General features: G+C 52.1%; 12 protein-coding genes. 4 read left to right on the forward strand and 8 right to left on the reverse strand.

Annotation, left to right across the window (positions count from 1 at the left end):
* Positions 1-3: 3 nt before the first annotated feature.
* The 4 genes from JCM25146_RS22355 to JCM25146_RS20530 are packed head-to-tail and all read right to left on the reverse strand — an operon-like array spanning position 4 to position 1,672.
* Entirely contained in the window at positions 4-159 is a 156-nt protein-coding gene (locus JCM25146_RS22355; RefSeq protein ID WP_159101943.1) for a hypothetical protein, read from the reverse strand.
* On the reverse strand, positions 156-653 hold the full coding sequence (locus JCM25146_RS02395; protein ID WP_025825613.1) for a hypothetical protein: 498 nt from the start codon (positions 651-653) through the stop codon (positions 156-158). Before JCM25146_RS02395 ends, JCM25146_RS22355 begins: the two co-directional genes overlap by 4 nt.
* A 42-nt stretch (positions 654-695) precedes the next feature.
* Entirely contained in the window at positions 696-1,070 is a 375-nt protein-coding gene (locus tag JCM25146_RS02400) for a hypothetical protein (protein WP_148298941.1), read from the reverse strand.
* A 59-nt stretch (positions 1,071-1,129) separates the two neighbouring features.
* Positions 1,130-1,672, reverse strand: a complete 543-nt coding sequence (locus tag JCM25146_RS20530) for a hypothetical protein (RefSeq protein ID WP_148298942.1) — start codon at positions 1,670-1,672, stop codon at positions 1,130-1,132.
* A 176-nt stretch (positions 1,673-1,848) separates the two neighbouring features.
* Between JCM25146_RS20530 and JCM25146_RS02410 the strand changes: the two genes are divergently transcribed.
* From JCM25146_RS02410 to JCM25146_RS02425, 4 genes are all read left to right on the forward strand, one after another.
* Positions 1,849-2,448 (forward strand): recombinase family protein, encoded by a 600-nt coding sequence (locus tag JCM25146_RS02410; protein WP_025825621.1) that lies wholly within the window; start codon positions 1,849-1,851, stop codon positions 2,446-2,448.
* Positions 2,449-2,710: 262 nt separating this feature from the next.
* A complete protein-coding gene (locus tag JCM25146_RS02415) occupies positions 2,711-3,715 on the forward strand; it encodes a hypothetical protein (protein WP_025825622.1) in 1,005 nt (334 codons plus the stop codon).
* Between the two features lie 404 nt (positions 3,716-4,119).
* Entirely contained in the window at positions 4,120-5,613 is a 1,494-nt protein-coding gene (locus JCM25146_RS02420; RefSeq protein WP_159101944.1) for a hypothetical protein, read from the forward strand.
* A 20-nt stretch (positions 5,614-5,633) separates the two neighbouring features.
* The gene (locus JCM25146_RS02425) at positions 5,634-7,256 is read left to right on the forward strand and encodes a hypothetical protein (protein ID WP_159101945.1); all 1,623 of its coding nucleotides are present in this window, start codon (positions 5,634-5,636) and stop codon (positions 7,254-7,256) included.
* Between the two features lie 398 nt (positions 7,257-7,654).
* Here JCM25146_RS02425 and JCM25146_RS02430 read toward each other — a convergent pair whose 3' ends face one another.
* From JCM25146_RS02430 to JCM25146_RS23280, 4 genes are all read right to left on the reverse strand, one after another.
* Complete coding sequence (locus JCM25146_RS02430; protein ID WP_148298945.1) at positions 7,655-9,970, reverse strand: hypothetical protein; 2,316 nt, start codon at positions 9,968-9,970, stop codon at positions 7,655-7,657.
* Between the two features lie 107 nt (positions 9,971-10,077).
* Positions 10,078-10,782 carry a hypothetical protein gene (locus JCM25146_RS02435; RefSeq protein WP_025825628.1) on the reverse strand — a complete coding sequence of 235 codons (705 nt, stop codon included), beginning with the start codon at positions 10,780-10,782 and terminating at the stop codon, positions 10,078-10,080.
* A 393-nt stretch (positions 10,783-11,175) separates the two neighbouring features.
* Positions 11,176-11,481: a hypothetical protein gene (locus tag JCM25146_RS23275; protein ID WP_242400862.1), complete on the reverse strand. Its 306-nt coding sequence runs from the start codon at positions 11,479-11,481 to the stop codon at positions 11,176-11,178.
* 40 nt (positions 11,482-11,521) lie between these two features.
* Positions 11,522-11,796: exonuclease domain-containing protein (locus tag JCM25146_RS23280; protein WP_277909530.1), on the reverse strand; the 275-nt coding region annotated here is incomplete at its 5' end.

The following is an 11,796-nucleotide window of genomic DNA, read 5'->3' on the forward strand; positions in this document are numbered from 1 at the left end:
TGATCAGCGTGCAATCGCGAGAGTGCCATCATTGAATTGCTGGAAGATTTCTTCCCACTTCCGGCATACGGCTTCGGCGTTCTTGTCCTTGCCTGTATTGTAGAACCATTGCGGATGATCGAGATTCTTGACGGTCAACCGGATACCGCTGTTTTTCATGCTTTGAGGGTGGGCGCCAGATTGGCAAAGGAGTCATTAACAAAACCCTGGAATGCCTGGCCTGGGGAGCCTCCGATCGTGGTTTGCTTCTGTGGCGTGATAATGGCCCAATCCCATTGACGGACATCACTCCATTTCAAAGAGACTATTTTGTTCTTCTCAATGATGTAGAGGAATTCACCATCGTAACAGATGGCGGTGAGGTAATCATCCACATCAAGCCGGTAATTGATCTGGATAGGCGGGTGAGCAAAAATCTCCCCATACATCTTTGGAAATGAAACCAGAGGATCACCGCTGATCGCTCTGGCAATTTTGCGAGCAAGCCATCCGCCACCCCCGACGCAGAAAATGCCGAGAATAACGCCGACTGGCCCGCCGTTTGAAAGCCCACCAAGAAGGCAGGTCAGGAGAACAATGGCAACGAAGCCGCCAGCAACGGCAAGGTATCCTTTTGCTGTGTAGAATTTCAGGTCAACATCTCTGATCAGCATCAATCAAATTCCTTTTTTGTGACTGGCGGATAATAAATCGCCTTATTCTTCGTATTGGCTCCATTTCCCTTCGATTTTGACGTAATCGAGCTTCTGTTTCTGCTGATCTTCCCCCACTTTGAAAGTCACATCACAACGGAAGATTGGCAGTTTTTTACCATGAAACTCATAGGAACCCCGCGCTTCACACGTCCGTTCCGTGACCTTGACGACCGGGGGTGTCGGATGGTTGTGACCCAGAATGTCTCCGAATGACCTGTTACCTTCCACAGCATCCGCATAGTTTTGAGAGATTATGGACTGAAGTTCTTCCAGAGAAGGGCCACTCTCGCCACACCCGACCAAGGGGAGCAGTGCGAGAAGTCCAAATACAGGAGCGGCCATTCTGGAGATGGTGAGTATAGAGCGAGCGTTCATGATTCTCTCAGCAGATTTCGATTTAAGTGTGGGGCAAAAGATTAAAGACTAAGGTGAAATCACCCTTGGCAAACGCCATCATCCAGCTTGCAGGCAGCGGGAATGTTCTTGCCGTTTTTTGTCAGGATTCCGGTTGCCAGATCGTAAACATCGACTTCGGCCGGCGTGGTGGCGTATTTCCCGATATTGCGCGGAAATTTCAGTGTGATCTTGCTCCCGGAAATGGACGGCTTGGCAGTTGAGCAATTCCCGAAGAATGGTGTGGGCGTCTTGATTCCGTTCGGCGTGACCTGAAGGATTGAATACTGAGCGTCACAAGCCTGACCGCCAACGGATGTTAAAAGAACGACATCCGTGTCGCCGGATTCCGCGATTTTCTGGACAAAAAGCGCACTATTCCCGGCAATTTTTGGCGTTGTGGGCTGGCCGTTAATCAGCAAGGTATTGAGAGGACCGGTTCCAGAGGCCAGTCCGTAACGGGTCTTGGCTTCTTTCGGTGAGTCTGCCGATGCCAAAGTCAAACTCACCCCGCCCATAGTCAAAAAGGACAGGGCTGCAATCGAGAGGTGCATAAAACGAGATTTCTTTAAATCAAGACACATTATTTTCTGACCTTTACCAACATACTTTGAGACGGCATGCCGTGTTCCGGAAATATGAAATCCTTCTCACGCCACACTACACTGAATGGTGTGAGCAGAATCCGTGGTTTTTGAACATCTCCCGTACCATGCGGAAGATGTAAGAAATTCCGGGTCAAAAAGGGGGTTTATGGGTCATGCGACGTTATGGGTATGTCAGGGTTTCGACAGAGCATCAGACCAATGATCCGCAGATTTTGGTTTTGCGGCAGGAGGGGCTTTCTGATGAGCAGATTACACAGGATGTGATTTCAGGTGGTGTGCCGGCCCTTCACCGGCCTGGTCTCTCCTGTCTTCTGAAAACCCTTCAGTCAGGAGATTGTCTGGTTGCGGCCAAACTCGATCGCCTTGGTCGGGATACCGTGGATGTCATTGGCCTGATCCGGATCTTGAATGAGCGCGGTATCAAGCTGAGGATTATCAATATTGGTGTTGAAACGCATACGCCCAATGGGCGGTTGTTTCTGACCATTCTTGCGGGATTTTCGGAGTTTGAGCGAGAGATTATCAGGGAGAGAACCATTGCTGGTCTGGCAGCCGCCCGTGAGGCCGGGGTGAGGCTTGGGCGTAAACCCAAGCTCACGGCAGCGCAGAAATCCCATGTCAGAATGCTGGCAACAACAGGTCAGACCAATGGTCAGATTGCTCAGGTCATGGGGGTGTCTGTCTCAACCATCCAGCGTCTGACAGCAGCAATCGACTCATCAAAAAGCCGCATTTTGGGTATGTCATCATGACTGACAAAGATGGGTGCTTGACGGCAATCCGAAAACCACCGTTTTTGACTCCTTCTTCTTCCAAAACGAAGTCTGTCAGAACGGGTTCCAGCACCCCGAGACTCTGTGGCGTATCACTGGTGACGGTGTTTCGCACACTGTCCGGCTTGGGGACTTTATATCTCTCCGAGCTTCCCTTGATGCCGATAAATCCCCACAGGCATGACTTTGTTCTGATTGACCAAACTGCCTGTGTTCAATTTGAACGCGAGGCGTCCATATCATGATGCTTGATCTTGAACGGCTGCGAAAAATCTGGACCCTTGTTGAGCGTGGTGGTTCAGCAGGGGAGCGCGCTGCGGCAAAGGACAGAGCATGCGCGATTGCTGGGCGGCATGGTTATGTGCTGGAGGATATTCCAGTCCTTCTGGCCGGTGGGAATGTGCACAAGGCTCGGGAGGTCCGGGAACGACAGCAACGTGAAAAAGAAACCCAGAGGCAGGAGGCAGAGGAGGCCTTAGCCAAAAAGACGGCACTTAAGGCGCACCGTCAGGCTTTGCGTGATCAGGCGAATGAGATCACAGGACGTTATGAGGGAAGGCTGTTCCATGCGATGCCTGACGAGCATATTCTCGTTGAAGCTGTGCAAAGCTACGCTCTGCCAGGATGGCGTGCAGGATATGAGTGGTCCTCAAGCGCGTTGGAGGCGTTGCGGTCCGCTCTTCCATTCCCGAAAACGATTGATAACGCTCTTGCGGAACTGAACCACTGGACCACATTGCGAGAAGATCGCCAGTTTGTAAGGCGTGCCTACAGACAAGCCAGTCAGGACGGGGATGTCATGCCCGAGGCTGTTTTGAAGCGTATGGTGATTCTGGCTGATCTTGTTCAATTTGAACTCCCCATCAACACGATTGATGATCTGATGAAGCGGGTCAGTTTTCAGATGGACACAAGGAAAGGCCGCCAGATGTCGGAAGCGACAAATCTGGAAGCGATCCTGCGTGATCTGGCAGCTATTCGGCTGACCCATATCAGTGAGACTGAAGAACTGAAAACGCACATCAGGGAGACTGAGACTCCGGAATCCCCCGATCCTGTGCAAACGACATGTCCGCCCAAGCCCAGACACAATACGGCCACAGGGCGCAGGAAGGAGATTGAGGCCATCCTCGCCTCCCCTGAGAGTCAGAAAATGACCTTGCGTGAGATTGCCAGTCGGGTTGGTGTATCGCCAGCAACGGTTCTGAATATTCGGCGCAGGATAGAAAGGGGGCGTTCAATTTGAACATGAGGTCACAGAGGCCAGTCGTGTTTCTCTTTCTGTGATCTCGTGCTCCAATCATCACTCGCTGTGGGCCAATAATATCGGCCGGTTAGGGGGGAGAGGAGACAGTCTGGATTTGGGCATGCGGCCGAGGAGAGCGGACATTTAGATTGTGGGCTTCGAAATTGGAAAAAGGCCGCCTCCCGGTGTTATCAGAAATTTTGCATGTTCGGGAACGATAACAATTAGGCTGTGCCCAACAAGCAAAATAGTTCTTCGTCGCTAGACGAATTCTGTTAGAGTTCTGCATAATGAATAATCGGCACAAACCTTCTGACCTCATGCGGGCGAAACGTCCTTACCTGTATTCGGATAGCGCCAGTACGGATGCTTATCGGCTAAGCCGGTCGGAACTTAGCCACCACTTGGAAACTCTAACTGATCGTAATCAGCACAAAGACTTTGAACACTTTGCTCGCCAGCTCTCCGAACGTGAAATTTGCCCCAATTTACGACCACAAACGGGACCCGAAGGTGGCGGGGATGGCAAGGTAGACACCGAGACCTATCCCGTCGATGACAAGATTGCTGAACGCTGGTTCGTCGGAGATAGATCGAATAGCCAAGCAAAATGGGGCTTTGCTTTCAGCGCAAAGAAAGATTGGGCAAACAAAGTTCGCTCCGATGCGGAAGGCATCGTCGGGACAAATCGAGGCTATGAGAAGATCTTTTTTGTTACCAGCCGTCCGACGCGCGCCAAAGACAGACTGCGAGTGGAGGATGAACTGCGGCGTGCCCACGGCGTTTCAGTGACCATCTTGGACAGAGAATGGATTTTGGACCGCGTCTTCTCACATGGCCACAAAGACTTAGCCTTTGAATGCCTTTCGGCGGGAGAGCATGATCCAAACAGCGTGAAGCTTGGTCCGAACGATTTCAAGAAACAGCAGGCACTAACGGAGATTGAACAGGCGCTTGCGCGTATGGGCGACACGCATTCTGACTATACCCAATCTGTTTCCGATACCTACGAGGCCGCGACTCTCTCTTGTAGATTGGAGCGGCCGCGATATGAGACCGAAGGCCGGTTTCAGCGGGCAATCGAGTTTGCGAAAAAATACGGTGCTACTTCCCAGCATCTGCGCGCTATCTATCAGTTGGCGTGGACGAGGTTTTGGTGGTTCGACGATGTTGAATCGGCGCAGGATCTATACGAGAAAATCGAAGAGATAGCCTTTGCTACTGATCGCACCGAACACATTAGCAAGGTTTGCAATATACATCAGTTACTTGTGGGCCAAGTACTAGGCGGCCTTCGAGAATCAAGATCTTTGAAGCTTCCAGAACGATCGTCTCGCTTGAAGGCAAAACTGATTGCATTGGCAAGTGACAAGTCCCGCCCGAACAATGCACTTTACGCTGAAGCGCTCCACTGGTTCTTTCGGCTTAATGAAAACGCCCTCGACGGCAATCGCGACAACTTCGATGATATTTGGGTTGGCCTGTCCAGCGTTATCGATCGGGCTGCGGGACTGGGCGAGTTTCCTGTCGAGATGCTGGATTCGATGATAGAGGCTCTCTCGCCGTTGGCGCCTGACAGCGCAGAGTTTGACAACCTCGTCGAAAAACTTGCTGAGTTTATGGCCGAGCGGAGCAAGGAGCTGAAGGCGGCACAAATCTATCTTTCTCAGGGGGAGCGCAAGCTCAACGCCGAGAAGCCTATAGAAAGCATCAAATTCCTCGGGCGCTCTGTCGTCAATTTCATGAAGGAAGAAAGCCGTGAGGAACAAGGCCGCGCGCTATACTGCCTTGCGGTCGGTTATCGAGGTGCAGGACTCCTGTGGGCTGCTAGAGGGGCGGCGATGGGGGCCATTACCCAAGTATGTGCACAGGCAGAACAGATGGTGCGATACCTGTAGAGGCGGTGCCAACATTCAGCTTGTTTACGATGATCGTCCTTCAATTAGGGCATGTAGCGGATTTCTTGAGCGGAATACAATTCCTTCATGCAGCCAACAATGTCTTGCCGCTCGACGACGCGAGCCGAGAACGGCTATCTAAAAAAATCATTGAATTCGATCACTTGCTATCGTGCTTGTTCTCGGTGGTTTCTAGCGACGACATAACACGGCTGACGGAACTTCCTGATATTCTTGAAGCCCTGCGTCTCTTTACGGCCCGGATGGTTCTACTTTATCGGCTCGGGCACTTAGATAAATTGAAATCCGATGGGTCTATTCCTGAAGGCACCGAGGATTCCAACATTCAAGATATGATGTCGATGATAGCCGCTCAGCCAGCATCCCGCGATCTGCCAAAACACATTGTTTTGATGAGCAACGACCTTCCGAAAATTGAAACGCGGATCATGGGGATTAATTTTCAGGTCGTCACAAAGGGCAATCGGAACGGCTTCCTGCTGGCCGAGACACACATTTCATTTCTGGAGGCCTTTCTTTCTACGCTTCTCAATTCGGAGGCGTTCGCCCACAGGGAAGGCTTGCAGATAGAAATCATGCAGAGTAGCTCAGCGACCGAAGCAGTAATTGAGTTCAGCACAACCGGCGGGAAATTGACCGTTACGCTGCCCGATTCTTGGAATCCGTCGGAAGTGGATAATCATGCCAAGCTTAACGAGCATCTCGTTAAGCTTGGCACCTACGTCTTAGCAAATTGTATCATTTTACCAGCCCATGAGAAGGTGCTCGAACAATTGTTGGGAATCGAGCGCGCTTTCGAACGCGCGACGCTATTTTGCCGGACGGGAATGTTGCGCAGTAGAGCTCTCGGTAATGACGTTGGTCAAATTTCCGACTGGCAGCACTTGATCGAGAAAACCTATGCGTTCCAAAATGATGCGCCGGACATCAAGCCAAGGAAACTGTCTGAACAACCGGGCGACGAAAAGCCGGACATCGGTCTTGGCGAGTTGAACAGCCATCGCGATTTGGCAGTTAGTTCAGTCATCAACCAGTCACTCTGGGACAAGGCGGGTTGGCAGGGAATGATGTATGGCTATGTCGGCCCTGCTCAGCCGCCGCTATTGGGCCTGATTTTCAGTAGCGCCGAAACGGCCAAATCTATCTTCGAAGAATGGCAGGATCGTTTCGGGCGTGACGATGTTAATGACGAGATACGCATTAGCATCGTCAAAGGGATCGACAGAAAGAACCCGTACTATTATCGCGCCTGCATTAGTCGTGACATGAACGCAATCGCAAACGATGAAGCGAGGCGTTTTGTAAGCATTGCTCGCATGACCACCATGACCGTGAGTGATCACAAGAATCTGGAATTGTTTCAGCGCGCATTTGTGACGCTAGGTTGCTATTTTCTTCTCCCCGCTATTTTCAATGGTAAGGGAAAGCCCCAGCTCCTCCGAGAGTGGGCAATTTTAAAGCGCGGGCTTCACGTGCGGGAAGCCTGGCAAATCGGGTGCCATGATCCAGATTCTATGGTGGTCACGCTAAAGGATGACGTCATTATTCCAGATGGTGAGGGGTCGCCTCCGATCCACGAGCTTCTTGCGTGGCACCAAGAAATGAAATCCCGCCGGCGATGACGGAGGTTAGTTTTTAGTCCTGCGAAAGGCGAACATAGATCAGTTCGGACAGGATGGGCTTCGAAGTTGTATAGCCGCTTGGATATCAGCTTTTGGGGGAGTAGCCCCCGTTCTGGATGACCAAAAAGACGGCGTATGCCGCCTGTCTGCTTCATATTCCGTGAGCGGACAGGCTGCATAGGTGGGGGAGCGGAAGGTCGGTTATCGGGAAGCGATAGCCGAAAATAGCCGTTCGCAGAACTCAGGTTCATGACGCCTACCGACCAGCTTAGGCCGTTCCAAGCATGTGACTGAACGGCTGCTTCGCCACAAAGCCGACAGGCCACGATCGGGATTGCGCGTCGATCCCGCCCAAAACTGGAGCTGAGCAGAAAGATTTTCTGGCCTTGAGGGGGCAATTATCGCCCCTCCTTGACATCGGGCAGTTGAGGCAAATAGCCACTTGATAGCAGGCCTGCGTATTCATCTGGCGAACGTACCTGCTGAATCAACTCGTGAGCATGACGAATGGCTGCTGCATCTGCGATTGGATCAAGTTTTTTCAAAGAAAATGCCTCACGAAGCATAATTTCCCATGTGGCAGGGGGCATGCTATCCAAAGGCAAAAATACAGATCCATGCCTTAAACCATCGCAATACAGTTCGACAATCGTCGGCCAATTACCATCGCGAGGATATTGAAGTTTGGAGAAATCTGCGAACAGGAATGAACACGCATGCCGCACCTCCTTTAAATGTTTCCGCTTAAAAAAAATGTTAGTAAGAACAACATTTGTCGACTTGACGATTAACTGCGAGAATTTTGTAGAATTCGCATGTCTGTGAAATCCTCTGCTCACTCGACTAAGCCGAAAAATCGCATCTTCGTTGGCTGGATACGTCCCTGCCCAAGCCAGAATGCAGGCGACAATGTCTCTCGACAAGTTCGGGAACTTCGATAGCTCCTTGGTCACATAGACAGAATCTTGAGAGCGCCAATGCTCTCGCAACCATGCGGTGCACGCCGTTTCGATAGGGTCTAGCAGCTGACCTGACTTGAGCCAGGCGGTGTAGACGAACTGCGCCTCTGGTTTTGTGCCATGCTCTGCCACCCAGAGGAGCAGCTTTTCGCGAACCGCATCAACCTCGCCCGTGGCGTTCAGCCAGGCGGCGTATGCGAAACTCGCCTCTGGTTTTGTGCCATGCTCTACCACCCAGAGGAGCAGCTTTTCGCGAACCGCGTCAACCTCGCCTTGGGCATTCAGCCAGGCGGTGTAGACGAACTGCGCCTCTGGTTTTGTGCCATGCTCTGCCACCCAGAGGAGCAGCTGGTTGCGAACCGCATCAACCTCGCCCGTGGCATTTAACCACGCATCGTAGACGAAACTCGCCTTGATTGCCACGCTGTTGGTAGCAAGCCATCGCTCCATATGAGGCTGCACATCGACCGGCGGCGTCCCCCATTTCAAAAGTGATACGATAAGATAGTGGCTATCCGGACTGATTGGGGCTCCAAGAAGCCGATTAATGACATCGTCGTGAAAACGCGCTGGATCAAACGCGTGAGCAAAGCGCAGGATTATGTTGCTGGGATGCTGAAAGGCAACGGCACTCGCGAGCGGCGCCTCCAAAGCCAATTCAGCCTTCGTCCGATCGATAACGTTCCGGCCCTTTGTAGCGGCCCATTCGGCGGTCCGCGCAATAGTTAGATGGGCCTCTGGTGCTTTGGCGAGCCGCGCCCTCAAGACGTCGGAGGATGCCAGCAGTGCTATCAACTCCGCAGGATGCAGGAGACGACCTCTAATGAGCGAAGGTAGGGCCGACAGTGTCTTTTCGCTATCGCAGTCCATCAAGGCTCTGACTAGGGCCTTGCCTGACAACTTTTCGAATACGGGATGTTCGCCCAGTCGATCCAAGGCAGCCATGCAGCGGCCAAGACGGTCTTCCTTAAATGCCGCTAACGCAATATCCTGGACTCTATCCTGCTCACCCCCAGGCATAGCGGACAAGTGGCGCGCGAGGATTGTATCCGCCAGTACGTCGTGAGCCGCCGAGTATGCTTCACCGTCGAATTCGATCCAGCGGTCAGCTTTCAAGATGTCGAAGGTATCACGCTGTATACCCGGATTGGCGCGGAATACATCCACCTCAGCCTGCGGCATAGGCAGCCGCACGACAAGATCCGCTAGCAAGGCTTGAGTATGCTGAGACGGGAAACGGTCTTCAAGGATTCTGAGTCGAACAGCGGCCCATTCCTCAAAGTCTTGAACTCCGACCAAATTCCCGAACTGACGGTCGAACTGCGCTCGATCCCTAAGAAAGAGAAATCCTGCAAATGCAGCCATTGCCGGAAGATTCTTGCAAGTTATGGCGATTTCATCGAAATTAGGAATGCCGAAATGATGAACGATCTTTCGCACAACCCAGTCAGGGTATTCATCCCGCCCCATTCTCTGCGAAAGATCGGTCATTCCTGGATGAAGGTCACCTAGCCGATCAGTTACCTTTTGAAGAGAACTAGAGCGCGTCGAGGCAAGAATGGAGATGCGGTGCTTGCCATCATATCCCAGCCTGGCGACTGCCTCCGACAGTTGATCGAGTTCCTCGAATGCTTCGGCATAATCGACAAAGAGAAGCAGTTTCGTAGATTCCGCTTGGCTCCGGCAGATTGAGTCAAGGTCAGATACACTTGCCTTGCGATCCAGGCGGATTGGCCACCAGCCTGCTTGTTTCACTTTCCGGCAGGCTTCGATAGCGAGGCGAGTCTTGCCTACCCCTCCCGGACCAAAAATTACATGAGCCCTGGCGTCGTTCCCTTGAGTCAGGAACTGGACGATGGAATCTAATCGAGAGTCAGAGCTCTGGCCGAGCTCCGAACGGAATGAAGCCATTGAAAAATAGGTAGATGTTTACTTGCTAGGAACTGCTTGAAACTTCCCTCAGAGCCGAAGCTAAGCGTGATCTCCCCATAGCCCTTCGGGAAGCCACCGAACCAGCGATAAAAAAGTGGCGCGAAACTGGCACTTTTCCCAACTAGGTCATCCCAATATCGCAAATCAACCACCACCTGGTCCAGATGGCGCAACTCGTTGTGCAATTTGGATTGCTCGGTAAAGAACGACTTAATCGATTTCCGCAGTTGATTGCGCTCATCAGTACTTGCGCAGATTGCGGAAGTAACAAAGGTGTATGTCTGCAGATTTCCTTCAGATCGCAGCCAAGGGCGGTATTTGTTTCTCCGCTTTTCTTCACCTTGGGCAAGGGGGAGAAGATTATTTGTAAGATGCCCCTTAACTTCATTCCAACGTTCTGTGGCAGTCGACTTTGTGTCTGCACCTATAAACTTGCATTCTACGATTTGCTCTAACTTTTGACTTGCGTCAGCAATATCAATTGATCCGTCAGCGCCGCGGGCCAATCCACGAACAAGGGTCTTTTCGGGGGACTCCAATCGAAGGAACTCATCCACAAAGCGCTCAAATGCGGAGCCATTATCTTCTCGACTAAAAATCCGGCTATCGAAGCGTTTTTTCGTGAAGTCATTCATCGATTAAAGGTACCCTCGCCATTCATTCTCTTACGGCAAAAATATGGATCAATGCCTACGTCACACTCGTTTTAATGGTTGCCGGAGGCCGATTGTTCAGCTCAGCGGCTTGACCAATTTATAGCTGTAAGTCCGCTCCCGGACCAGCTGCAGTCGCAACGCGACACCGCGCTGACATGGCCGGAAATTCAGCTTATGACAATATCCGACGTTTAAGTTGTGACATGGAAATGACGGCTTTGTCTCAAAACGCCGTCTATCACGGTTCACCTAAAAACGTCCGCTTTCGGGCAGCCACCATCACCACTTCGATGTCTGCCTTGAGGCGACTGCCGCCTGTCTGCTGTTGCCATGTCGAGGAATAAGGAAGATGGGAATGGAAAGGGGCGTGTTTCAGGCACGGGCTGAGAAACGATCCCATGCGGTAATTTCACGGGTGAGCAGGGCGACCGCACGAAGATAGATCTCTGTTTTCAGGAAATGCAGTTCGTCTTCTTTTTGCGCCTGCGGCACTTCGGCAAACCACGCTTTGGGACGGCCATCTGTGCCGTCATTCCAGCGGTAGCCACGGGCCTTGAGTTTCTCTTTGAGGTCAAAGGGCGCATTTTCTGCCCAGATCTGCCAGCGGGGTTGTCGCGCTTCCTGAAGCAGGGCGGAGAGGGCCGGGGTCTGTGTTTTAGGCAGACGCGTGGTGAGCAAGGTAACACCCGCCAGACAATCATCAGCGGCCCGGTGTCCCTCAAAAAACCACCCGGCCTGCATGACGAGATAGCCAAGCTGCGCCCTTCATAGCCTTCTGCCTGCCAGGGCACATCTTCCATGGAACAGGCCCAGGGTAGTGTTGAAAACCCCTCCAGAAGCGTTCGGCAAACAGCCTGTCAAAGCGGGCATTATGGGCGACGATGAGGGCTGCCTGTGCCGCGAACTGGGCGACCTCTTCAGGGGCGATGGTTTTACCGGCAACCATCTCCTGTGTGATGCCGGTAAGGGCGGTAATGTCGGGAGGTATGGGGT

Source organism: Acetobacter okinawensis JCM 25146, from assembly GCF_000613865.1.
GTDB classification, from domain to species: domain Bacteria; phylum Pseudomonadota; class Alphaproteobacteria; order Acetobacterales; family Acetobacteraceae; genus Acetobacter; species Acetobacter okinawensis.

Coding starts and splice junctions, on each gene's coding strand:
- JCM25146_RS22355 (WP_159101943.1), bottom strand. CDS start 159: ATGAAAAACAGCGGTATCCGGTTGACCGTCAAGAATCTCGATCATCCG.
- JCM25146_RS02415 (WP_025825622.1), top strand. CDS start 2,711: ATGATGCTTGATCTTGAACGGCTGCGAAAAATCTGGACCCTTGTTGAG.
- JCM25146_RS02400 (WP_148298941.1), bottom strand. CDS start 1,070: ATGAACGCTCGCTCTATACTCACCATCTCCAGAATGGCCGCTCCTGTA.
- JCM25146_RS02435 (WP_025825628.1), bottom strand. CDS start 10,782: ATGAATGACTTCACGAAAAAACGCTTCGATAGCCGGATTTTTAGTCGA.
- JCM25146_RS02395 (WP_025825613.1), bottom strand. CDS start 653: ATGCTGATCAGAGATGTTGACCTGAAATTCTACACAGCAAAAGGATAC.
- JCM25146_RS20530 (WP_148298942.1), bottom strand. CDS start 1,672: ATGTGTCTTGATTTAAAGAAATCTCGTTTTATGCACCTCTCGATTGCA.
- JCM25146_RS02410 (WP_025825621.1), top strand. CDS start 1,849: ATGCGACGTTATGGGTATGTCAGGGTTTCGACAGAGCATCAGACCAAT.